Source organism: Corynebacterium sp. HMSC14B06 (assembly GCF_001807075.1).
In the GTDB taxonomy this organism is placed as follows: Bacteria; Actinomycetota; Actinomycetes; order Mycobacteriales; family Mycobacteriaceae; genus Corynebacterium; species Corynebacterium jeikeium_D.
Map to the genome: position 1 here is coordinate 43,916 of NZ_KV787395.1, position 23,922 is coordinate 67,837.

Sequence of the window (23,922 nt, forward strand, 5' to 3'; positions counted from 1 at the left end):
CTTATTCTTACTGTAAAAGAAACTAAATCGGCGGTCCTACCGATGAGGTTTCGCCTGATTAGGCCTCTCCGAAGACCACAGGACATGAACCACGGAAGATGAGTGACTATGACATCTGATCCACAGACCTCGATTCTCAATAAGGTGCGCAAAGCTTCGCGAGCTACCTCGGACCTCGTTCTCGGTCTCGCACCGGTGACGCAAGCTGGTGTCCTCGGCTCGATGGGACCCGGCGCGGCTGGTAAGGCATTAAATTCCATCTACCGCTGGGACTTCCTGCCAGCTGGTCTCCTCGGCATTGCAGCCGGCCGCGATCCGCACCACACCGCAATTATTGATGACGGCGGCTCGCTGACCTACGAGGAGCTGCACGAGCGCTCCACTGCCCTGGCGCGGGCACTCCGCCACGGCGATATTCAGCAGCGCAACCGCATCGGTGTGCTGGCTCGCAATCACCGCGGTTTCATTATGGCTCTGTGCGCCCACGGTCGCCTCGGCACCGATCTGGTGCTGCTCAATACTGGCGCCGCTGCCGAGCAGACTCTAGCGGTAATTCGCGAGCAGAAGATTGACTTCCTGTTCATTGATGAGGAATTCACTCACATGCTGCCGGAGGACTTCGATGAGTGCCCGGTCGCAGTGTCGTGGTTTGAAAACTACGGTGATACCTCCTGTGTTCGCGAGGGCTGGACCTCCATGCAGGAGATGCTGAAGACTGCACCGCCGGCAAAGTGGCCGACCTCCGAGCTGCCAAGCCGTCCGCGCCGTGGCCGCGTTATTATTCTGACCTCCGGAACCACCGGCACTCCAAAGGGAGCCAAGCGTCCGGAGCCGCGCAGCTGGATGCCGGCATCTTCCATCATGAGCCGCATTCCGCTGCGTCAGCGCCGCCCGGCTTACCTTGCGGCTCCGCTGTTCCACACCTGGGGATTCGCGACTGCGCAGCTGTGCATCGCACTGCGTTCCACCATGATTATGCGCCGCAAGTTCGATCCAGCCGACAGCCTGCGCATTATCGAGCAGCACTCTCCGCACACCATCTTCCTGGTGCCGACCATGCTGCAGCGCATGATTGAGATTCTCCCGGACAACTACGACATCGGCGCGACATCGCTAAAGGTCATCGCATCCTGCGGTTCGGCTATTCCAGAGGGAATTGTCACCAAGACCCTCGAGCGCTTCGGGCCGGTTCTCTACAACCAGTACGGTTCCACGGAGGTCAGCTGGGCAACCATTGCTAACCCGGATGAGCTCAAGGCAAACCCAACCACAGCTGGTCGCGCACCGCTGGGCACTCGTGTCCAGATTCTCGACGAAGACGGCAACCGCGTCGCCGACGGCGAGACCGGTCGAATCTTCGTCGGCAACAACATGTTGTACGAGGGCTACACCCGCCCGGGCGCGGACAAGCAGGTCATTGACGGCATGGTCTGTACCGGTGACCTGGGTCGCATGGAAAACGGCTTGCTCTACATCTCCGGTCGCGAGGACGACATGATTGTCTCCGGTGGCGAGAACGTCTTCCCACGCCAGACCGAAGATGCACTCAGCCAGCTCGAGGGTATCCGCGAGTGCGCAGTCGCAGGTGTCCCGGATGAGCGCTTCGGTCAGGCCCTGGTCGCCTGGGTTGTCCGCGACGACTCCCCTGAGGGCCGCGCCCTGACCAATGAGCAGATTCGCACATACGTCAAGCAGCGCCTCAGCCGATTCGCCGTTCCGCGCGAGACCGTGTTCCTCGATGAACTGCCACGCAACGCAGTCGGCAAGGTGGTTCCTCGCCACCTGCCGAAGCCGTGGGAGAATGTCACCGAGGAGAAGGTGGCTTAGGGCGCAGGGACCGTCGTAAAGCGAACGGCAGACACGAAAAGGACGCGGTAAAAACTTCCGTTATGGAAGTTACCGCGTCCTTTTTGCGTGTCCTAGGAAGAACTAGAGCTGATTAGCCAGCGTTCAAAACACCGTAGTCCGTGACGGGCTCACGGAAAATCTCTTCGCCGTCCTGGGTCACGGTTACCGCATTCGGAGTGACGGTATACGTGTAGCCACCATTTTTCGCGACAGCACGGTTCCCGGAGAAACTATCTACTGTGTACGCATCCGGGGTATCCGAAATCTCACCGAAGTCACCAATGTAATGGCGCTGCTGGCGGTTATTGGAGTTCTCACAAATCACGGCCTTACCCGAAGAAGTCTCCGCCAACACACGCGCGTAATACCCACCCGAGCAGCGAGCGGTACTGCCAACCCAACCTTTGGCATCGATATCATCGCGATTCATACCGAACGCGCGAAGACCAAAGTTTCCCCGCTGCGTAGTGGTAGGAGCGCTGCTCTCCGGCTGCTTCGTCGTTTCCGGCTCGACGGTCTGGGTATAGGTTTCCGTGTACGTCTCCACCGGCGCCGGGGACGCAGTGCTTGACGACGAGTCCCCTGCCGCAACCGTATCGGGAGACTGCGGGGAATTATCGGAGGAATTATTCAGGTAGTACGCGCCACCGATACCGGCGACCGCTGCAAGTGCGACACCGACGATGCCCAAAACCACGTACAGACCGTTGTTGCTCTTCTGCTCAGGTACCGGAGCCTGCTGATAAGCCGGATACTGCTGGGGTGAACCTCCCTGGTTCGGCCCCTGCGACTGGTACTGGTACTGAGGCTGGTACTCGTCTTGAGCCCCACCCTGCGGCTGCTCCCAGGCAGATGTTGCATAACCGTCCTGCTCCCAATCCTGCGGGGAGGACGAACGCGGGTTGTACTGGTCGGTCATCGCTAAATTCCTTATTACTTCAGAGCCACACTTGTGCTCGGCCAATAACGTGGTGGCTTGCGACTTCGCCCACAGCGGAACTTGCCACTACGTATTTTCCATTAACACTATGCGTTGCCCAGCGTACCCTGCTAGAAGCTAGCACTAGCTCAGAGTGGCACTTTGTTCTTGAAGAAATTGACGTAGTTCCGATCGGAGATCTTTCCCAGCATAAACTCTGGCTCCAACCCGAACATCGACCAACGAGTCTTCGTTGACCAGGACAGAGACTGAGGTGTCGTAGTGCGGTGGTAGCTAATTTGGTAACCGTCAGTGTGAACTCGAATCTGTGTGTATCCACCCGGATAGCCGAGTGCCGCACCCCGCTCACAGAAGTCCGTATCCCCGTAGTCAGCGATACCACGGCGGCTGCGGTGCGTATGACCAGCGAACACGCCTTTGGCACCCGGCGTGGCGGCCAGAATCTCCTGAAAAATCTTGGCCTGCTGCGCCTCGACCATGAATGCCTCACCACCGAAATGCGAACGCACCGCATCCTGAGTAAACGGGTGATGCGCAAACAAAATTGTCGGACGCTCTGGATCGTCTGCGAGTTCGGCACGCAATGCACGCATCTGCCGCTCATTAATACGTCCACCTGCATAACCAAACTCGGCGGTATCAACACCGATGAGGCGCACTTCGCCGACGCGAGTCGACCAGTGCTGCTGCGTCGGCACAAGACGCTGGCTGAAGTAATCCGGAACCGCGGTCTTGCCTTTGCGGATTCCGCGTCCCCGGAAACCATTGATATTGGGTAGCCCGGGCGGGTGCACATCGTGATTACCACGGGTGACAAACCAGTTTTTCCCAAACTCACCGAAAGTATCCAAAACCCTGATGAGTTCGTCATACTCCTCAGGGCGGTTGCTATCCGTGCAATCGCCATTGATGACGAGAGTGTCTAACCCGGCAGCCTTTACCGTGTCCACCAGACCCTGCAATTGCATAGAGGCAAAAGGCTGCTCTCCCGGACCGGAGGAAAGACCGAGGTTGCCAATGCGAATGCCGTCATGATTGGGCTTACCAATGTGTGTGTCATTCGTCAGCGCGAACGTCGCCAAATGTGCACCCTCCAGCGCTGGCAGAGTGCTTACGACGCCTGTCTTCTCCGGTGCCGTTTTGCTCATGGTGATATTCAGCGACGGAACCGCGCGACAGTTGTGTGACCAGCACTCAAAGCGGTACTCCCGTCCCGGCTCCAACCCGTCAATGACCACATGGTGGTAGCCCGACTCTGAGTACCCCTCGTGCACGAGCTCTAACTGCGTTGAATCCGCAGGACCAAGCAGCACCCGCTCATCCGAAGGAACGGTCGGCTTAATGAAGCCATACGCTGTCTGCACTCCCGGAGCATATGTTGCCCATGTAAATGCCACTGACGTGTCTGTGACAGTGATGACCTCCAAGTCGCTAGCCAGTACCTGCCACGACTTGGAATCCGACTGGGTAAGCCCCAGACCCGACGTGACGTACTCAAGGCCGTACGCTCCCGAGGTTTTCGCGACGGCCATTGAACTTGCAGCAAGAGTTGCAACAGAGAGGTAGGCCCGGCGGGAAATGCTCATGGCAAATAAGCCTAGAACCTAAAGATGAAAATTAGATGAACTCTCCCTCTAATCTCAGAAAAATAGGAACGCAACGACAAGAGACACACGGCCAAAACAGCGCAAAATAAAACACCGCCTACCAAGTCATGGCAGGACGGTGTTTTAGGAAAATGTGGCTTGAGCATCTTTGTGAGCTTTTACCGGCTCACCAGTATGTAGATTGCTCTGAAACTGTAACTACTTCAGTTCCTTGGAGGACAGGCCCAGGGTGCGGCGAGCAACGACCAGCTGCTGAATCTGCTGGGTACCTTCGAAGATGTCCAGGATCTTGACGTCGCGGGACCACTTCTCCAGCAGGTTACGCTCAGAGTAACCGAAGGTACCTGCCAGCTGAACGGCACGGAGGCAAATCTCGGTGCCTGCACGGCCGGCCTTGGCCTTACACTCGGAAGCTTCCAGAGTGTTCGGCTGCTTGTTGTCAGCCATCCACGCAGCGCGCAGAGCCAGGAGGTATGCAGCCTCCCAATCGGACTCCAGCTTCAGGTACTCAGCTGCAGCAGCGCTCTGGGTGTGTGCCGGTGCATCGTAGTCAATCTCGATGCCAGCCTCTTCCAGGATGCGACGCAGCTCTTCCAGCGAAGCACGGGAGACGCCGATGGCCATACCCGCAACCAGCGGACGAGTGTTGTCGAAGGTCGCCATTGCGCCGGCGAAGGACTTCTTAACATCAATGTCCGGGGAACCCAGCAGGTTCTCCTTCGGAACGCGGACATTGTCCAGGCGGAGCACTGCGGTATCCGAGGAACGAATACCCAGCTTCTCCTCCAGGCGCTCAACGGTGAAGCCCGGAGTGCCCTTCTTCACCAGGAAGGACTTGATGGCAGCACGGCCCTTGGACTTGTCCAGGGTCGCCCACACAACGACGGAGTCGGAACGCTCACCAGCAGTGACGAAGATCTTCTCACCGTTGATGACGTACTCATCACCATCGAGCTTGGCGGTGGTGGAAACTGCGGAGGAGTCAGAACCGAAGGACGGCTCGGTAATTGCCATGGAAGCCCAGGTCTTACCGAAAGCCTCCAGCTGCTCATCGGTAGCAACAGCTGCGATAGCTGCGTTACCTAGACCCTGGTACGGCAGGGACAGGGTCAGACCCACGTCACCCCAGCAGGTCTCAATAACGTTGAGCAGCGAAGCCATGTTGCCACCGTTTTTTACACCGGTGCGCTTCGGCTTCTTATCGTCACCACGTCCACCGGAAGCACCGGAGAAGCCACGGCCACCATCTGCCATGCCGTCCATCATGGAGGCAAGGGTGTCGAGTTCCTTCGGGTACTCGTGCTCAGCGAGATCGTACTTACGGGAAATCGGTCGGAAGATCTCAGCGGCGGCCTGATGCGACTGGGACGCGCCCGCCTTGAGGAACTTCGGCAGTTCGAGGTTAATCATTTTCTTTCCTCTTAATTCTTTTCGGCTGAAGTATCTAGCGGTTTACAGAACGACGATGCCTTCGGCGACACCAATTGCGCGGAGGTCACGGTACCAACGCTCAACCGGGTGCTCCTTGGTGAAGCCGTGGCCACCGAGCAGCTGCACACCGTCGGAACCAATCTTCATACCCTTTTCAGTGGCGAAGGTCTTAGCCAGAGCTGCCTCGCGAGCGAAGCCGCGACCCTGGTCAGCGCGGGAAGCACCGCGGAGAGTAATCATGCGGAGACCATCGAGCTCAATCTTGATGTCGGCGACCATGAAGGCCACTGCCTGGCGGTGGGAAATCGGCTCGCCGAATGCCTGACGCTCATTGACGTAAGGAATGACGTAGTCGAGAACTGCCTGAGAAGTACCCATTGCAAGAGCTGCCCAGCCGAGGCGGGAACGACGCAGAATGTCGAGGTATGCCTCTTCACGGTCTGCAGCCGAGGTGCTAGCGCCGCCGAGAATGTTCTCGGCCGGAACCTTGACATCCTTCAGGATGACGCGACCCATTGCGGCACCGCGCAGACCCATGGACGGGTCAGCCTCAACGTGGAGACCTTCAGTGTCGGACTCAACGATAACCAGAGCCGGCTTACCCTCGAGCTCAACACCGATGATGAACAGCTCAGCTGCGCCGGCGTTCGGAACGAAGGACTTAACACCGTTGAGGACCAGCGAATCGCCCTCGCGCTTTGCGGTGGTTTCAGGCTTGCGTGCGTCGAAAAGCGGGCGCGGCTCTGCGAGAACAACAGCGGCGGCCGGGACGTTCTCGCCAGCGAATGCCGGCAGGTAGGTCTTCTGCTGCGAGTCGGAGCCGTGAGCGGTCAGGGTGGCAGCGACACCGGCCGGAGCCAGCACTGCCAGAGCCAGACCCATGTCACCGTAGGACAGAGCCTCCGCGACCAGCGCGTTGGTGGTGACGTCCTCGCCGGTAGCGATGCCCTCGAAAGCCTCCGGGACGTTGATCATAGTGACGCCCAGCTCAGAAGCCTCAGAGACGAGATTCTCCGGGGGAGTTGCCTCGTGGTCGGACTTGTAAGCAGCCTCGCGCAAGCGCGACTCAGCAAACTCCTTAACCGTCTCGACGATCATCTGCTGATCCTCGGTCGGGGTGAGGTCGAAGAGCTTCTTTGCCTTCTCCTCGGCTGCGGCCTCCTGTGCAGCCTGGGCTTCCTCAGCCGGACGCTCCGGCTTACCGGAACCGGAAATCTTCTTAAACTGACGGTTCGCGGCACCAAGGGTCTTAAAACCGGACTTGGTGGACTGGTACACCACGCGGTCGATCTTTGGCTGAAGGTCGTACTTCTGGGCGAAGTCCGAACCAGTAATCGACGTGATGAACCGCATTGCCGCTCCGATAGCGTCGCGACCAGGGTTATTGCGGCCGACAGTCGAATCTTCGCGGTTCTTCTTCTCGCTCATGTGATCATGGCCTTTCGAGTCAGAACTATTACTGGCATAACAATAAAACAATCACGTGACCGTTGTCACAAGAATTGAAAAAACATTGCCAAGTAACAGAAAACTTTCAGGCTTCTAACTTGTCAGGCGATAACGCGGTTAACAACGTAGTTGCGATCAGAGAGCTCACCAAGCAGAGCCTCGGGCTCGAAACCGTACATCGCCCAACGGGCACGCGCAGTCCACGCAAGCGCATCTTCGCTGCTCAAACGGTGAAAGTTAACCTGGTAGCCACCGGAGTAGACATGCAGCAGTGTGTAGCCACCGGGGTATGCTTTGCACGCGCCGGTCTCCAAATAATCAACGCCGGCCCCAACATCACCGCGAGTACGCTTTGCACGGTGGGTGTGACCTGCCCCCGCAAAGAATACACCCGGAGCGTCGTTAAGCATCTGCTGCAAGCGTCGTGCATCAGCGCTGTTGAGAATGAAGGTGGGCCCGGCAGCATGTGTCCAACCAGCCTCGGAGGTAATTGGGTGATGAGCCAGCACAACTGTCGGCTTACTGGGGTCACGCTGCAATTCCCGCTCCAGTGCATCGAACTGTTCCGGGCTAATTTCGCCGCCGGACTCATCCAACTTCGATGAATCCAGCCCTATGACACGGACCGGCCCCTGCTGAGTGACCCACAGTTCCTGCCGCGGACGCCCCAGGAGAACACCGAAGGGATCGCGATGATTCTCGGTACCCTCCAAAACCGGGAATTCGTCGTAGCCAGCAGATGGATCGGCATCCGGCTTATGCGGACGATCATGATTGCCGCGGGTGACAAACCACTGCCGCTCCTGAGCACCAAAAGTATTCATAATCTCGGCAAATCGACGCACCTCCGCCGGACGTGCTTCCGACGTGGCATCACCGTTGACGAAAACCTTTTCAATCCCCATCCCCCGCAGCTCGGCGAGCGCAGCCGTCAGCATGACCTCGGGATACGGCGCGGCACCCGGTTCAGAAAAGATAGGAGCGGGGAAATCGCCGGTGATAATACCGTGCCCATTTTCGCCAATATGCGCGTCATTAAGGATGGCAATCGTGGTCAGGTACTCCCCTTCCGGAGCGACCAACGTCGTGAACTGTCCAGTTTGCTCGGGTGTATTGGGGAGATTTCGGGTAATTAATCCCGGCTCTGCGACCAGCCCATTCGATCGACATTCGAAACGGTACGTGGTCCCAGGCCGCAGCTTATCGACGGTCACAAAGTGGTAGCCAACCTGCGTCTCGTCCTTATGTACCACGGGTAGCTCGCCGCCCTCATCGGCATCGACTGGCACTAGCGCAACTTCAGTGTCGGCCGGCGCCAGTGGAGCCAGCTTTCCCCACGCTGGGTGTGGGCCTGCATACGTCGCCCACGAAAATGTCACCGACGTAGCGGTCACGGTCACGACTTCCAGGTCCGTCACAACAAGGCCGCTGGTCAACCCGGTGAATGGAAACGGCGACTGGTTCGGGGCCGCCGATGCAACTGCTCGCGTCCCGACGCTATTGACGGCAACCGCTACAGCCCCCGCACCCGCTACTGCTCCCAAGCGCAATACGGATCGCCGATCAATTTTCTTATTCCCATTTACCGAATTCACGGGTGAAGAAATTACGGGATAAAAACAATCCCGGTGATAACACCGGGATAACTACACATGAATTCAGTCGCTTACGCTTCCGGCTTCACGATCGGGAACAGCACGGTTTCGCGAATGCCAAGGCCGGTCAGGGCCATCAGCAGGCGGTCAATGCCCATGCCCACACCGGTCGTCGGCGGCATGCCCTGCTCCATTGCGTGCAGGAAGTCCTCATCCAGAACCATGGCCTCGTCGTCGCCGCCAGCGGCCAGTCGCGCCTGATCCTCAAAGCGCTCACGCTGGACAACCGGGTCAACCAGCTCGGAGTAGCCGGTAGCCAGCTCGAAGCCACGGACGTAAAGATCCCACTTCTCGGTCACGCCAGGCTTGGAGCGGTGCTGACGAGTCAGCGGAGAGGTCTCGACCGGGAAGTCGCGGACAAAGATAGGACCGTCGAGCTGGTCTTCACAGAGCAGCTCCCAGATTTCCTCAACCAGCTTGCCGTGGCCCCAGCCGCCCTTCTCCGGAACCTCAAGGCCAATCACATCGGCGATTGCCTTTAGCTCCTCGACGGTCGAGTCAATAGTGACTTCCGGCTGACCAGGGAACTTGCGAGCAAGTGCCTCGTTCAGCGACGGGTACATCTCAATCTGCTTCCACTCGCCGCCGAAGTCGAACTCCGTACCGTCGGCAAGCGTAACAGTCGTCGAACCGAAGACCGCGACGCAGATTTCCTGAATGACCTCGCGGACGGTGCGGGCGGAGTCATCGTAGGTGCCGAATGCCTCGTAGTACTCCAGCATCGCGAACTCCGGGCTGTGCGAGGAGTCGATGCCCTCGTTGCGGAAGTTGCGATTGATCTCGAAAACGCGCTCCATACCGCCGACGACGCAGCGCTTGAGGAAAAGCTCCGGCGCGATACGCAGGTAGAGATCGATGTCCAAAGCGTTGGAATGAGTCACGAACGGACGTGCAGCTGCACCGCCGTGCAGAGTCTGCAGCATCGGGGTTTCGACCTCGAGGAAACCGCGACGCTCAAGTGCGTGGCGCAGCTCGCGGATGACCTTGATGCGAGTCAGTGCGTTAGTACGAGCCTGCTCACGCATAATCAGGTCCGTGTAGCGGTGACGCACGCGGCTGTCCTCGGACAGATCAGCGAACGACACCGGCAGCGGACGCAGAGCCTTCGAGGCCATCTGCCACTCGGTAGCCATCACAGACAACTCGCCGCGGCGCGAAGAAATTACGCGGCCAGTAATGAGGACGAAGTCGCCCATATCTACGTCCGACTTCCAAGCAGCCAGGGCGTCCTCGCCGACCTCAGCCTTGGAAAGCATGGCCTGCAGGGTCGTGCCGTCACCCTCCTGCAGAGCGGCAAAGCAGAGCTTGCCGGTGTTACGAATAAACATGACACGACCAATGACGGTCACGACATCCTGAGTCTCCTCGCCAGCCTCGAGGTGGCCCCACTCTTCACGGACATCCTTGAGAGAGTGAGTACGGGGAACCTCAACCGGGTACGGCTGAATTCCAGCCTCGAGCAGGCGGTCACGCTTCTCGCGGCGAATGCGCAGCTGCTCAGGAACGGTGGCGGTGTTTTCAGGGGTCTTCTTCGCGTCAGTCACGGCTATAAAGGTTAGCCGACTACACCGCCGACCTGCTACTCGCCCGCCCCTTTGCGAAATACTCGGCGGGCTACTCCCCTGCCTGCCGCCAACCTCGACGAATATCCTCCACAATTCGAGGATGAGCAAGTGTCGACGGTTCCAATCGTTGCGGACCGTTATCGGCACCGAACACGGTCGCAGCCCGGGCCACGTCAGGAGTGAGGAATTTCAGCGGCGGGGCGTCGTCGTAAAGCTCGAGCGTAGGAGGCTCAGGCCCGGCCTGCGCGAGTACAAACCCCCAGTCCCCGAAGGTGGGAACATGCACGTGGTACGGAGTGGTCGACCAGCCTGCGGCGCGAATCGAACTGTCGGTGCGCCAGAAGGCCTGCGGCGTCGAAAACGGCGAACCCGACTGCACCACCAACTTTGCGCCCGGCGCGGCCACCGTGCGGATCAACCCGTAGAACTCCTGAGAGTAGAGCTTGGCTAGCACTGCGTTGTCGGGATCGGGAAGGTCTGCATAGATGGCGTCGAACTTCTGCACCTGCGCCTTACCACGTGCCTGCTCGTGGAGCCATGCGAAAGCATCCGCAGCAATCTTCTCCACTCGGGGATTGTCCAGGCTGCCACGGTTGTCCTCCCGCAGCACAGTGCGCGCGACCTCGATGACGTCCGGATCCAAATCGACCTGAACAATGCGCTCGATGTTGGGCATCCGCAGCAGCTCCCGGGCAGCCAACCCATCGCCTCCGCCGAGAATCAACGCCGACTTCGTTTCTTTATCCACCGCCGGGTAGACCAGCGACTCGGTGTAGCGGTACTCGTCACGACTGGAGTACTGCAATCCCCCGTCGAGATAAAGCCGCCGGTCCCCGCCAAATCGAGTGACGACGATGTCCTGATACTTCGAGTGCTTGGCGAAAACAATGGGCTGGGCGTAGAGCGACTGCCGGGCGGTCGCCTCAATGTCCCGGATTCCGGCCAGCAACGCTACCAACCCAACCAGTGCCGCGACGAGGGCGGCGACAGATGCGACCAGTGCCCGGCGGGTCAACATCTGCTTCAGTAGCAGCGCGGCGATTATCAATGCCGCGGTGACGTTAATCAGTCCAGCGATGGCAGTGGCCTTCAGCATGCCCACCGTAGGCAGGAGCACAAATGGCCAGATTAAACCGCCGACCAAGGCTCCGAAGTAGTCCGCAGCATTGAGATTCGCCAGCACGCGACCGGTGTCCTCGGCGGAGGACGTCCGGCCGGTCTGCAGAAGTGTCATGAGTAATGGCACCTCGGCACCAACCAGCGTTCCGATTATGAAAGTGGCGGCGACCAATGCTCCGAGGCTCTCACCTGTAACCGAAAATACCCAGTACAGAGCGGTTGCGGACACACCGCCAAGCAAACCCAAAGCACACTCGATACCGAGGAAAGACACCGCGGCACGGCGCACAAACGGCTTCGCCGCCACGGCGCCAAAACCCAGCGCTGCGACATAACCGGCCACAATCAGGGAATTCGCAACGACGTCGCCGCGGCCAAGAGAAGCCGACAGCGCCAGTAGTGCCAGCTCATAAACCAGGCCGCAGGCAGCACAGGCCGCCACAGAGCCCAGCAGGAGAGCCCGCCAGCGCCGGGAAGTCGTGGTGGTCTCCATTTATGACAGCGCCACCGCGTTAATCACACCGATAACAATGAAGGTGGTCGCGGCCAACACCGCTCGGGGGCGTACCTTCGCGTCCATCACGACATCGCGGAAGCGCCCCGGAATCAGAGCTTCCAGCACCAGCAGCGATGCTGCCTGCAACACAATGCCGAGTGCACCGTAAACGAGGGTCTCCCCCAGGCCAATCATCAGAGCGTCGTCGGATGCGCGGATTACCGAAACGACAATGCAGGCCAGCGCAATCTGCTGTGAGCCCGCTATCATCGCGGCGCCCGCACGGTTTTCGAGAAACACCAGGTCGCGCAGTTTCCCAGGAGTAATCAGATCAAGGACAATGAATCCAACTACGAGCACTAGGGCACCCGCAAGGAAGTAACCGACGGTGGCCGGCACTCCGACGGCCAGATGCTCGCCCACAGTTGAGGCCACGACCGACTGCGCTGGCTCCGATGTCTCCGACTGCGCCGTGAGGATAGCCGTCCCGGTGGTGTCCATGTACGTTACTGGTCCCATGTTTATTTCGCTCCTCCGAATGATCCGGCCGATCCACCCGAACCGCCGGAGGGGGCGGAGGGACCGAAACCGGGGCCGAGATAGATGAAGTGCCCACCCGAATAGCGGCCACTAAGTGATTCTCTGGTTATCAGGCACGTGTCCTTTGACCCTGCCTCAGGGGTCTGACGCGAAACGATGAACAGGTGCTTCTTCGTCCTCAGGTACGCTGCCCCGCCATCTTCGTTGTAAGCCTGTGGCTTAATCTCTTCTTTCAGCTCACGCCCCACCTCAATGGGGTCGCGGTCGCCACAGGTCCAACGTCGATCAATTCCGCTGCTGACCTGCGTCGCAGATGCTGCGCCGGGCGCGGACTGATAGCGCTCGCTAATCCTCTCTTCCGCAGATTTCCCGCCGACGAAGAAACCGGCCAGAGTGACCACAATGCCGACAACGATCAGTGCGTAACCAATACTTCCGCGTCCCATAGACTCAGGAACCTCCCTTTACGCGGTCTGCCTCGGCCCCACGGTTACCAGCGACGGCAGTCCAAGTATTCGACGTCCACACGAGCTGCCCCGGCGGGTAGCCGTGCCACGTATCCCAGCGATACCCCTGCTCAATCGGCTCTGCAGCCAACACAGTCAGCGCGCCGGGCGAACCGGGGAACTCTGCGACAACCGAATGAGGATGCCCTGTACCGAACTCGCGTCGTAAAGCATCTGCGCGCTGAACGAAGGCTTCTGGCGAGAGGTTCTCCACACGAGCTTTCACCATCACTCCCGCCTCACTCAGGGGCACGCCGTGTGCCGCGGTACAGGAAATCTCCTCGGTAAAGCACGGGTTCTCCCGCTTACCGACGAAAACCACATGCGACGCTCCGAGGACTCCGAGCGTCAGCGGCGGTGTTGTGCCGTCGGGGTGAGAGATAACCGCCTCGCAGAGGGTGTCCGGGACTTGGCCGTCAAAAGCAATGCGGAGTTGCTCCGCAGCAGTGTCTTTGAACGGCACATCTAGAATTGCCAGCGACATAGCGACCGCCACTAGCGATTGTCCGCGTCCGGATTATGGTCCGGCGCTGCCATGACATCAATCTCACCGGGGAGAATCCTAATACCGGTGGATGCTTCCCACATCGAGTCACCGTAGCGTTCCAGTCCGAGCAAGCGACCGTCACCGGATTTGTAGTCGACGAAGTCCGTAGCCCCCTCCGGCGGCAGCCCAGTGGTGCCAATCGCGGTGTAGCGGGCGGTTCCCCGCTCCTCCTCCCAGTACTCCACACCGTCGACAACGATGGGATTAGTTGGTTCGAAGCTGCCTGGAAGCTTGCGCCACCAGGTGAGGATGACTTCACCTTCATCTTCCTCAACGCCAAACCAAGAACCATCCGCCCCACCATCGACGAGATGTTCCCACCAGCGGAACGGCCCCTGAGAGAGCTCAAGGGATCCGCGCACAACATGGGAGGCACCACCGTAATTCAGGATTGCGCCCGGCGCGACAGAGGTTGGACCGTACTTACGGTATTCATCAGTCATCAGCGGATCGACGAAGCGCTCCCGATCAGAACCCGGAACCTGAGTATTCCGACGCGCTACAACAACGACGATGACCCCGATGACAACGAGGATGATGCCGATTATGACAATGCTGTTCACTAGGATTAATCCCATCGATAGTGTGGTGGCGCTAAGTAAACGCCCGATTACTAACTTTCTACCGAATACAGTCGCGGCGCGCCGTCGAACATTATTTTCGTTCGAGACGCGCCGCGATAGGTCTACGCGCTAATCCGCGCGTTTCTGCTTAGCTCCTTGCCAAGGGCAACCTACACACCAATCTTCTTGCCATCAGTGCGTACAACCTGAACGACGGCCGGGCGTGGCTGCTCCTTGCCGCCGTCCGGCCAGTGCGAGGTCGGGTTGGTGGTCGGGTCCGGGTTGTCGCCGACTGGATGACCCTGATCCGTCTCGATTTCGCCCGGGTGCTGGACGTTGACCATCACGCGGTTGGAGAAGATCTGCGGACCACAGGTCTCTGCAGCAACCGGAACAGTCAGGAAGCACTTGGTCTCACCACGACGCTCGCCTTCGACAGCCACGGCGAACAGGCCGTCGTTGGAGTCCAGGGCGTTGCCGTCGGTGGAAACCCACAGGTTGCCGTACTCGTCAAAGGCGACGTTGTCCGGGCAGGAAATTGGCGAGACCGATTCCTTGTCGAAGCCACCGAAGTAGGTGTAAGCCTCGTTCGGGTCACCACAGACCAGCAGGAGGTTCCACTTGCCCTTGGTACCGGCGTGGTCATCTTCCATCTCCAGAACAAGGCCATTCTTGTTCTCGGTGATTGGTGCGACCTCGACGGCGTCGGCAAGCGGGCGCCCTGCACCATCCTTGCGTTCCTTGCCCTTGTCGTCCTTCGCGCCCGCCTTACCGCGGTACTTGTTGTTGGTCAGCGCCGCGTAGACCTTACCGGTCTTCGGAGACGGCTCGATATCCTCCGGGCGGTCCATACGGGTCGCACCGACCTTGTCACCGGCGATGCGGGTGTAGATGCAGACCTCTTCGGCGGTCATGCCATCAACGTGGGACTCGTGCTTGCCGTCTGCCTTGGCGGTCATCAGCGGAAGCCACTCAATGTCACCGTCGAAACGGCCGTCCTTCGGCAGCTCACCGGAGCCGTCAATCTCGGACTCGGAATTACCGTTGAACTTACCGACGTAGAGAGTGCCCTCGGACAGAATGCCCATGTTGTGCTTGAGGTCCCCCTCCTTAATCTTGCGGGAGGAGACGAACTTGTAGATGTATTCGAAACGCTCGTCGTCGCCGGAGTAGCACACGACCGTGCCGTCGTCGGTGACGTAAATCTGACCGGCTTCATGCTTGAAACGGCCCACTGCGGTGTGCTTGACCGGGGTGGAGTTCGGGTCAGATGGGTCAATCTCTACCAGCCAGAAGAAGCGGTTCGGCTCATTCGGCTCCTTGGAGACATCGAAGCGGTCGTAGTACTTCTCCCACGCGCGGTCGGACAGCTCTTCATTCTTGACCGAGTAGCGCTTGAGCTTCTTAACTGCGTCCTCGTCCTTGAGCTTGCCAACGTTGCCGAAGTACTGGTCAACGTTCTCCTCACCGGACAGGTAGGTACCCCACGGAGTAACACCACCGGAGCAGTTGTTCAAAGTTCCCTCGACCTTCATACCGGTCGGGTCAGCCTTGGTCTTCAGCAGATCGTGACCAGCAGCCGGGCCGTCAACTGTGAATTCGGTGAAGCCAGTGATGCGACGGTTACGCTTGTCGCTGAGAATTGGCTTCAGGAATCCCTTGTCATCCTCTTCCACAGCAAGGATGGTCTGGCCGTGGGCAGCCAGTCCGATGTCGACCTGCTCCTTAGTGGCATCTTCTTTCTTGTAGGCACGGAACATCATCGGCTCGGTGGTGTACTCGTGCGAGCAAACGTACAGCAGTGTGCCGTCTTCAGCCTTAATCAGGCCAGCGAAGTCATTGTTGAAGCCGAACTGCTTCAGCTGGTTTTCCGGAGTCTGCTTGTCAAAGTCGAACTCCGGGCCACCCTCGTGGATTGGGTCGCCCCAGCGAATCAGAACATTCTGCTCGTAGCCGTCCGGGATAACGACTGCGTCTTCCGTGTTCGGCTTGACGGCGTCGAAACGCATACCCTCCGGCGATTCGTCCTTGCTACCGTCACCGGCAGCAGCGGTACCGGAGGCGTCGGAGCCACCTGCGGCGCTGCCCGAATCATCAGAGGAGCAAGCGGCCAGCACGGCGCCACCGCCGACCGCAAGAGCACTAGCACCAGTGACCTTCAGTGCCGCGCGACGGGAGAATGCGCGCTGGGAGAACGCCTCCTTCGCAACATCACCGAAGTACTGGTTGTCCGAGAACTCGTTCGGAGCATCGTCAGCACAGGCATTACCACACTTGTAAGTGCAGGTCAGAGAGCTGCGAGAGGTAGCAAAAGGATTTGTCAGCAGATTCTTGCCAATACGAACCACGGGGAGACCGCCTTTGTATAGCTTCGACTAGGTGAGGAAATGGAAAACTAAAACTTTTAGATCCTCTAAGAAGCTAAGGACGTTGCGTTACCTTTCGGTTTCTAAAAATCAACTCGCCAATGAGCTTTAGCTGACGGTCTAATGACTTGCGCTTTAACGCAAAGTGAACACCCTGGTGTTGCGGTTCTCCGGCTCGACTCTTCTCTCCAACTACGCAGTCGAGCCCCAGCTCTGCGGGCTACGTGGACTAGCCCTGGTTCTCCGGGCTACGCGGATTCTTCAAATCAGAACCCTCCGGCACATCCGCCGGGTCATTGCCACTTTCCAGAATCTTGTTGTCCTCATCGACGAAGATGACATTCGGCTTGTACGTACGCGCCTCAGCGTCATCCATCATTCCGTAGCCGATGATAATAACCAGATCACCCGGCGATATCAGACGAGCGGCGGCACCGTTGATGGAAATGATGCCCGAGCCGCGCTCTCCGGTAATGCAGTAAGTAGTAAGCCGGTTGCCATTATTGATATCGACGATGTCGACGGCTTCACCTTCAAGCAGGTCGGCCGCTTCCATCAGATCAGCGTCAATCGTGCACGATCCAACGTAGTGAAGATCAGCCTGAGTCACCGTGGCACGGTGAATCTTGGACTTCAACATAGTGCGAAACATGAAAAAGGTAGGTCCCTTCCTGGATTCGTCCCCTGGATGCTTGCCTACCGCGGCACCCCTTAGCGTGGCAGGTTATTAGTCGGCACACTATAATACGACAACTTCCCAGCCACGAGAAACTACTTCTAAAAGCCGTTCTACTCGCTGTCCTGCTCAACGCCAAAGCCAGCGTTCTTCAGAGTTTCTCTGCTGGACTCATCTTTCAGACGCGCATCTCGAGCAGCACGAACCTTTTCCTGCAGCTCAGCCAGCTCAGCGGCCTCTTCCTCAGTCAGCTCGCCGTCCAGCCCCGCAGCCGACAGAGCCGCCGACGCAATTTCGGCGTCCTTCTGGCCGAGCTGACCGAAACCGTTTGCCGAATCCGGGCGCGGCGCACCAAGAATCAAGCCAACATTATCAATGAGACGAGTAGTGCCGACCTTCGCAGCAACCAGCAGGCGAGCTTCAGTCTCCTGGCCGTCGCCGCGCAACGCCTCGTCGGAAAGCGGGGCGAGCGCAGCGTCACGCAGCTCCAAGTAATCCAACTCGACTTCAGGCTGGCTGGCGAGCACACCACGCGCGGTTTCCAGCACAGCATCCGCACCACGGTCCGCGACAAAAGCACCAGCAGTCAGCGCGGCGGACAGGGTTACTGCGAGATTGCGCTGCTCCTCGGACAGATAGCGGTTGCGGGAGCTCATAGCCAACCCGTCGGCCTCGCGAATCACCGGTACACCGTGCAACTGCACCGGCATATTCAGGTCAGTGACCATCTGCTGCATCAGGCACAGCTGCTGGTAGTCCTTCTCACCAAAAACGGCATCAGTGCAGTTGGTGATGTTGAAAAGCTTGTTGACCACCGTCAACGCACCGGCAAAGTGCCCCGGGCGAGTAGCACCTTCGAGCTCCGAAGCCAGCGGCCCCGGCTGCACGGTCGTGCGGAAACCGTTGGGGTACATCTCCTTCGCGTTCGGCGCAAAGACCAGCTCAGCACCGACAGCGCGGAGCTTCTCAACGTCTTCCTCCAGAGTCCGCGGGTAGGCGTCAAAGTCCTCCCCCTCACCGAACTGCAGCGGATTGACGAAAATCGACACCACCACAACAGCGCGCGGCAGCGTCTTCGCGGCCTGTACTAGTTCAAGGTGCCCCTGGTGTAGCGCACCCATCGTAGGTACGAGCACCACCGGCCGCCCGGTCTTCCGCAACGCACGGGTGACCTGCGCGATTCCCGCAATAGTCTTGTGAACAGTTGTCTCTCCGGCGGTATAACCCGTCATGTTTCCTCCGCGTTCAGATCTACCGGACCAAACTTTTCGCCCGACGGCAATACCTTACGCCACATCCCGGATGACCAGAACAGCCAGTCCGCTCAGCTCATCGGCGTAGGTACCGCAAAACCTCGTTGGCGCCGCGCAGCTCGGCGATGCGCTCGGCAAGAGCCAGGTAGGCGGTTCCCATTTCCGGTGCCACCGCTTCAATTTCACGTTCGTGCTTGACGACGGTCCCAAGGTCGTCCCGCGTCACCGGGCCAGTCAGCCCCCGGGAACCCCACCTCAAGGCATTGTCCAATGAAGCTTCCAGCAGTGGACGGAGCAGCTCGGCGGCCTGGCCTCGACGCAGCTCAGCTAGGTCGGTGTCTTCGGCTGCTGCGTCTCCGCCGATAGTGGTTGCCAGCATTTCTACTGCATCGACCACAACTGCGCCCAGACCGTTTGAGCCGTGGGCCATAGCCGCGTGATAAAGGCCGCGGTGACGTTCGTTGATGAACACCGGACGACCGCCGAGTTCACCAATGAGCAGTTCACTGACTGTTTTCGCGAGCTCATCCCCAACAGTGATACCCCATGGGCAACCGGTCAGGAGCTCGGAGTCGTCGTCAAGCCCTGCGAATGTCATTGCGGGATGGGCGGCGATGGTCAGCGCGCCGGTGAGTGCGACCGGATCGAGCACGGCACGCCCGAGGGAACCAGAAGTATGCATGACGATGCGTCCGGGGCCGACATGGCGGGCGACTTCCTCGGCGACCTCTGCGATGGCGCGATCCGGCACGGCGATAACGATGAGCTCGCAGGTGGAAGCTGTGTCGGCAATGCTACTAACCTGTGCGTTCGGGAGACGTAGATGCGCTCGTGTGACAGATTCTGGTGAGCGCGCGACCACGTGAGTGACACGATGCCCACAGTGCTCTAACGCCTGGCCGAGCGCGACCCCGACTTTTCCGGCAGAAATAATCCCCACCGCCAACCGCGGAGCGGTTGTCCGATGGGGATGGGAATCATGCTGGCTTTGCGTCATGACTGACTAGGTTAGACCAAACCAGCTATGTGCAGTGAGTAGGCCGCGCATACTCGGTAAGCGACTAGGCCTCTTCGTCCTCGCGCTGCTCCCTCTTCTTGCGCATCTGCGCCATCAGCTCGGCAACCGTCAGGCTGCCCTTGTTGTCCTCAGCACGGCGCCGACCGTGGCTTGCAGGCTCCTGCTCAGGAGCCTGAGCCGGTTTCTGAGCTGGCTCTTCTGCGAGGTCCTCATCGCGAATGGCCTGCAGCTGGCGAGTCGGAGAGTCCGAGGCATCGTCCGATTCCGGCGCAGCGAATGGGTGCCGTGCACCGTGTGCCTCGTGAGCACCGCCCTGAGAATCATCCTCTGCGGCGTCCTCGGCCGGGGTTTCCTGCCAGTTGATGGCGCGGAAAGAGTTAGTGGAGAACTTCTCCTTGGAAACGGCTTCGTCATCCTTGGAATCGGCGACTTCGTGGACGTCAACCGGCTGGCCAGACGGCGAGAATGTACGGCGCATGTCGGTAGCCTCGGCGTCTTCAACCGGCGAAGCGGAGGAAGCGGAGCCCGTGCCGCCGTGCTGGGTATGAACGCCAACAGTGCCGTTAGCGGTCATCTCAGCGCGGTGGGAAGTCGCGCGTGGTGTCGGCCGGTCGTGACCGGTCGGATCCTTCATCGGCGAGGCCTGCTGTGGCGAGTCGAGCTCACGCAGACGCTCGGCCTGGGCGCGAAGAGCAACCTGCTCGTCGTCGAAATCCTCCCCCATGAACTCAGCAAGCTGGGCACGCAGTGCAAAGACCTCAGCGCGCAGCGCCGCAATGTTGTCATCGTTGTTACCCTCAAGCGAGTCCAGGTAGTTCTGCTCGAGAATCAGCTCCTGCTCACGGTGAGTAGCCAGCTCGCGGTCAAGCTCCACCTTGTGCAGTTCCTCGATTGTCTCCAACCGCTTGCGCTCCAGCGCAATGGTCTTGCGGTATCGAGTCACCAGCACAGCCCCGATAACTGCCGACCACAACGCCAGCAGCACGGCAACCTTCATCCACCCGGCAGAGGAGGCAAAGAGCATGACGATACTGGCAATCACCGCGAGCATCAGCAGCACAACCATGAGAATGACGGCGGTTTTCTCCGTCATACCATCGGTAGAACTGAATTTCGTCACATCATTGCTCTGCTCATCTGCATATGCCGCATCAGCCCCGGAGTTAGCCCCAGCGGAGTAGCTTTCGAAAGCCGAAGAAGGCGACGGAGACGGAGACTCGGCCATATCCGACGAAGTAGCTGCCGCGTCGCCCTGAAAATATGCGGCATCACCCGAGCGCTTCGGGTCATTACCGGCGTTGGAGAGGTCAGTCATAACTCCCACCCTACCGAGTTAGTTCCCATTTCCCCGCTAGGAGGCGAAGAATTTTCGCCATCAGTTGGCAATTGGCAAACTTTTTCCAGCCACAGCCCCGCCGCAGCGAGCAAAATGCCGGATACTGTGCCGACAATCATGATCGGCCCGTCGGCCTGTGCAGCCGCAAGCTCCGTCCACTTCGGCAAAGCCCACAGCACGCCACCGGCGTACAAACCTCCGAGAATCGCCCCCAACCATGCGGATGCCGTACCGACCACCAGCCATCGCGACAACGTTAACGGCTGCACCTGGCTGCGATCCTGCCCGACCTTCCCCTCTTTCAGCACCGACTTAATCCACCGCGCTGCCGCCACACAGACAGCTGTGAGCAACCAGGGAAACCCCAGGTCCCACCAACTTCGTGGCCCGAGCGCACCGAAAAACTGTGCCACGATCATCCATGACGCCAGTGCGAGAACCAGCGCAGATGCAGCCAACGTAATCGGTGAGGTCGGTTTCATCTCTAGGCCTCTTCTCCATCCGCGCTGTCTGCTAGACGCACTGCGTTTACGTCTTCAGGTGCCAGCTTATCGACGAGTGCCGCGACCCGAACTCCCCCCAATTCGGCATCCGGGTCGGCATCGAGCCACGGCACCAGTACAAAGGCACGCTCGGTTGCCCACGGATGCGGCAGGGTCAGAGTCGAATCGTCAGAGATGATCTCCTCGCCGGTGTCCTTGTCGATGACCTGCACAATGTCCACGTCGAGCGCCCGTGGTCCCCAGTGAATTTCGCGCACTCGACCAGCGTCATTTTCCAGTTTCCAACCAGCTTCCAGCAGCTCCATTGGTGTCCGGGACGTATCGACAATGAGCACGGCATTGAGGAAGTCACCCTGCTCTACCCCACCCCAAGGTGGGGTGGCATAAATTTTTGAGGCTGCGACCAATTCATCGGCGAAGAAGGCCTGCACACCAGTTAGGTTTTCTCGCGCGCGGTCCATGTTCGCGCCGATAGAAAGAACGGCGCGAATCATGCCAACCGCTTCTTCCGCGAACGGCGGGCTGTTACCGCAGCGTCATCAAAGTCGAGCGGAATGGGCGCATGCGGTTTGTGAATGGTTACTTCCACCGCATGTAACAGTGGGGACAATCCGCGTTCGGCGCGGCCATCGTCGTCGGCAAGCACTGCTTCGGCAATCTCGGTCGCGACGGTTTCGATGAGGTTGCGCGGAGTGCCGGTCAAAATTCCGTGCGCTGTGGCTGCGATGTCGGCGTAGTTGACGGTGTCGTCCAGCTCGTCGCTGGCAGCGGCACCGGAGAAATCCAACCACAGGGTGACATCACAGATGAAGTCCTGGCCATCGCGGCGCTCGAAGTCGAGACAGCCGTGGTAGCCGCGGGCTTTCAGACCTTTGAGTTCAATGCGATCAGCCACTGTTTCTACTCGTCTCCTTCCAGAGCCGCCTCGGCTGGCGATTCAGCAGGAGACTCATCGTGCTGTGCAGCGCGGTTAGAGCCACCTTCCGGATAGTCGCCGGCCGCGGTGTAACCGGTCAGTGAGCGGCCAAGGTTCCATGCCTGCGCCACCCGCACTGCGTCGAGGTTGTCGGCCACATTGTGAACTCGAACCGCCCATGCGCCCGCCGCTGCGGACAGCGCGGAAATTGCGGTAGTCGCAGCATCAGCCTGCTTTGGCGCGCGAGCCTCACTGCCGACGGCGGCGGCGAAACGCTTGCGGGAGGCACCGACCAATACGGGGAAACCGAGGTCAATAAGCTCCGGCAGGCCGTGGAGGAGCGCCCAATTGTCATCGGCGTTTTTGGCAAAGCCCAGGCCTGGATCCAGGACAATATTTTCCTCGACGATGCCGGCGCCCATGGCACCGTCGACAAGCTGAAGCAGGTGCTCACGGACATCGGCGACAATGCCGTCCGGGTGAGTTTCGGCGCGTCCAGAAGCGGAGCCGAAGCGATCGGTCTTCCAGTGCATCAGGCAGATGGGCACATCGGCATCGGCGCAGACTGCGTACATGTTGGGGTCTGCGAGACCGCCGGAGACATCGTTGATGAACACCGCGCCCTCGGCGATTGCTGCCTCTGCGACACTTGCGCGCATAGTATCGACGCTGATCAGGTGCCCGTCTGCCGCGAGCTCACGGACCACCGGCACGACTCGGGCAATTTCCTCATCCTCGGAAACGCGGTGTGCGCCGGGGCGAGTGGACTCGCCACCGATGTCGAGAATATGTGCGCCTTCAGCGAGCAGCTCGTGCGCATGGGCAATCGCCGCGTCGAAGGTCTTGTACAGGCCGCCATCGGAAAAGCTGTCCTCGGTGACGTTGACAATGCCCATCACTTTGCAGAGCTGATTCTCGATACCCATCTCCGCCGGCTGTCCTGCCTGCGCTTGCAAGGGGGATTCAGTCACCTTGTTGTCCAGCCTTTCCAATCGACCATTTAACTGTTGCGTTAGCTCTTGCGGATGAGCGCCATTGCCTCTGCGCGCGAACGGGCATCCGTCTTGAAGCCACCGCGGACGGCTGAGGTCACCGTGCGCGCACCCGGTTTGCGGATACCGCGCATGGCCATGCAGAGATGCTCCGCTTCAATGACGACGATCGCCGAGGCCGGATCCAGCCGCTCCACCAAGGCATCCGCAACCTGACTGGTCAGACGTTCCTGCACCTGCGGGCGCTTCGCATAGCCATCGACCAGACGAGCGAGCTTGGACAAGCCCGTCACACGACCGTCCTTGCCCGGGATGTAACCAATGTGGGCAACGCCGAAGAACGGCACCAAATGGTGCTCACAGGTGGAGTAAATCGGGATGTCCTTCACCAAAACGAGTTCTTGATGATCCTCGTTGAAGGTCTTTGCCAGCACCTCAGACGGATCTTCAAACAGGCCCGCGAAAACCTCACGGTAGGCTCGCGCCACTCGCGCCGGTGTCTCCTTCAGGCCTTCCCTGTCGGGATCCTCACCGACGGCAATCAACAGTTCACGAACCGCAGCCTCGGCCCGCCCCTGATCGAATTCGCGCTCCAT

General features: G+C 59.4%; 22 protein-coding genes. 1 reads left to right on the forward strand and 21 read right to left on the reverse strand.

Going from position 1 to position 23,922, the window contains the following annotated elements; translation table 11 throughout:
* Window positions 1–108: 108 nt before the first annotated feature.
* Window positions 109–1,827 (forward strand): AMP-binding protein, encoded by a 1,719-nt coding sequence (locus HMPREF3130_RS08455; RefSeq protein ID WP_070429758.1) that lies wholly within the window; start codon window positions 109–111, stop codon window positions 1,825–1,827.
* Window positions 1,828–1,939: 112 nt separating this feature from the next.
* Here the strand turns inward: HMPREF3130_RS08455 and HMPREF3130_RS08460 are convergent, their stop codons facing one another.
* From HMPREF3130_RS08460 to folE, 21 genes are all read right to left on the reverse strand, one after another.
* Complete coding sequence (locus HMPREF3130_RS08460; protein WP_038626626.1) at window positions 1,940–2,767, reverse strand: hypothetical protein; 828 nt, start codon at window positions 2,765–2,767, stop codon at window positions 1,940–1,942.
* A 149-nt stretch (window positions 2,768–2,916) separates the two neighbouring features.
* Window positions 2,917–4,374, reverse strand: coding sequence for a purple acid phosphatase family protein (locus HMPREF3130_RS08465; RefSeq protein ID WP_048731772.1), 1,458 nt, complete (start codon window positions 4,372–4,374; stop codon window positions 2,917–2,919).
* A 219-nt stretch (window positions 4,375–4,593) separates the two neighbouring features.
* Window positions 4,594–5,805, reverse strand: coding sequence for an acyl-CoA dehydrogenase family protein (locus HMPREF3130_RS08470; protein ID WP_016421475.1), 1,212 nt, complete (start codon window positions 5,803–5,805; stop codon window positions 4,594–4,596).
* A gap of 42 nt (window positions 5,806–5,847) precedes the next feature.
* Entirely contained in the window at window positions 5,848–7,254 is a 1,407-nt protein-coding gene (locus tag HMPREF3130_RS08475) for an acyl-CoA dehydrogenase family protein (RefSeq protein WP_048731769.1), read from the reverse strand.
* Window positions 7,255–7,376: 122 nt separating this feature from the next.
* Entirely contained in the window at window positions 7,377–8,870 is a 1,494-nt protein-coding gene (locus HMPREF3130_RS08480; RefSeq protein ID WP_070429759.1) for a metallophosphoesterase family protein, read from the reverse strand.
* Between the two features lie 71 nt (window positions 8,871–8,941).
* Window positions 8,942–10,474, reverse strand: a complete 1,533-nt coding sequence (lysS, locus tag HMPREF3130_RS08485) for a lysine--tRNA ligase (RefSeq protein WP_016421478.1) — start codon at window positions 10,472–10,474, stop codon at window positions 8,942–8,944.
* 70 nt (window positions 10,475–10,544) lie between these two features.
* Window positions 10,545–12,107 carry a polyamine aminopropyltransferase gene (locus HMPREF3130_RS08490; RefSeq protein WP_070429760.1) on the reverse strand — a complete coding sequence of 521 codons (1,563 nt, stop codon included), beginning with the start codon at window positions 12,105–12,107 and terminating at the stop codon, window positions 10,545–10,547.
* Entirely contained in the window at window positions 12,108–12,629 is a 522-nt protein-coding gene (locus tag HMPREF3130_RS08495; RefSeq protein WP_083276369.1) for a DUF350 domain-containing protein, read from the reverse strand.
* Between the two features lie 2 nt (window positions 12,630–12,631).
* Window positions 12,632–13,096 carry a DUF4247 domain-containing protein gene (locus tag HMPREF3130_RS08500; protein WP_069358987.1) on the reverse strand — a complete coding sequence of 155 codons (465 nt, stop codon included), beginning with the start codon at window positions 13,094–13,096 and terminating at the stop codon, window positions 12,632–12,634.
* 4 nt (window positions 13,097–13,100) lie between these two features.
* Entirely contained in the window at window positions 13,101–13,640 is a 540-nt protein-coding gene (locus tag HMPREF3130_RS08505) for a DUF2617 family protein (protein ID WP_083276370.1), read from the reverse strand.
* A gap of 11 nt (window positions 13,641–13,651) precedes the next feature.
* Window positions 13,652–14,266 carry a DUF4178 domain-containing protein gene (locus HMPREF3130_RS08510; protein WP_168157921.1) on the reverse strand — a complete coding sequence of 205 codons (615 nt, stop codon included), beginning with the start codon at window positions 14,264–14,266 and terminating at the stop codon, window positions 13,652–13,654.
* Window positions 14,267–14,436: 170 nt separating this feature from the next.
* On the reverse strand, window positions 14,437–16,614 hold the full coding sequence (locus tag HMPREF3130_RS08515) for a PhoX family protein (RefSeq protein ID WP_070429762.1): 2,178 nt from the start codon (window positions 16,612–16,614) through the stop codon (window positions 14,437–14,439).
* Between the two features lie 247 nt (window positions 16,615–16,861).
* Window positions 16,862–17,284, reverse strand: coding sequence for an aspartate 1-decarboxylase (gene panD / locus HMPREF3130_RS08520; protein WP_016421480.1), 423 nt, complete (start codon window positions 17,282–17,284; stop codon window positions 16,862–16,864).
* Between the two features lie 137 nt (window positions 17,285–17,421).
* The gene (panC, locus tag HMPREF3130_RS08525; protein ID WP_069358991.1) at window positions 17,422–18,540 is read right to left on the reverse strand and encodes a pantoate--beta-alanine ligase; all 1,119 of its coding nucleotides are present in this window, start codon (window positions 18,538–18,540) and stop codon (window positions 17,422–17,424) included.
* 97 nt (window positions 18,541–18,637) lie between these two features.
* Window positions 18,638–19,558 (reverse strand): Rossmann-like and DUF2520 domain-containing protein, encoded by a 921-nt coding sequence (locus HMPREF3130_RS08530; protein ID WP_070429763.1) that lies wholly within the window; start codon window positions 19,556–19,558, stop codon window positions 18,638–18,640.
* Between the two features lie 64 nt (window positions 19,559–19,622).
* Window positions 19,623–20,894 carry a DUF6779 domain-containing protein gene (locus HMPREF3130_RS08535; RefSeq protein WP_070429764.1) on the reverse strand — a complete coding sequence of 424 codons (1,272 nt, stop codon included), beginning with the start codon at window positions 20,892–20,894 and terminating at the stop codon, window positions 19,623–19,625.
* On the reverse strand, window positions 20,891–21,397 hold the full coding sequence (locus HMPREF3130_RS08540; protein ID WP_049190665.1) for a DUF3180 domain-containing protein: 507 nt from the start codon (window positions 21,395–21,397) through the stop codon (window positions 20,891–20,893). The genes HMPREF3130_RS08535 and HMPREF3130_RS08540 overlap by 4 nt, the downstream gene beginning before the upstream one ends.
* Window positions 21,398–21,399: 2 nt before the next feature.
* On the reverse strand, window positions 21,400–21,912 hold the full coding sequence (folK, locus tag HMPREF3130_RS08545; protein ID WP_070429765.1) for a 2-amino-4-hydroxy-6-hydroxymethyldihydropteridine diphosphokinase: 513 nt from the start codon (window positions 21,910–21,912) through the stop codon (window positions 21,400–21,402).
* Window positions 21,909–22,313, reverse strand: a complete 405-nt coding sequence (gene folB, locus HMPREF3130_RS08550; protein WP_016421486.1) for a dihydroneopterin aldolase — start codon at window positions 22,311–22,313, stop codon at window positions 21,909–21,911. Before folB ends, folK begins: the two co-directional genes overlap by 4 nt.
* A gap of 5 nt (window positions 22,314–22,318) precedes the next feature.
* Window positions 22,319–23,305: a dihydropteroate synthase gene (gene folP / locus HMPREF3130_RS08555; protein WP_101739114.1), complete on the reverse strand. Its 987-nt coding sequence runs from the start codon at window positions 23,303–23,305 to the stop codon at window positions 22,319–22,321.
* Between the two features lie 41 nt (window positions 23,306–23,346).
* Entirely contained in the window at window positions 23,347–23,922 is a 576-nt protein-coding gene (gene folE, locus HMPREF3130_RS08560) for a GTP cyclohydrolase I FolE (RefSeq protein ID WP_016421488.1), read from the reverse strand.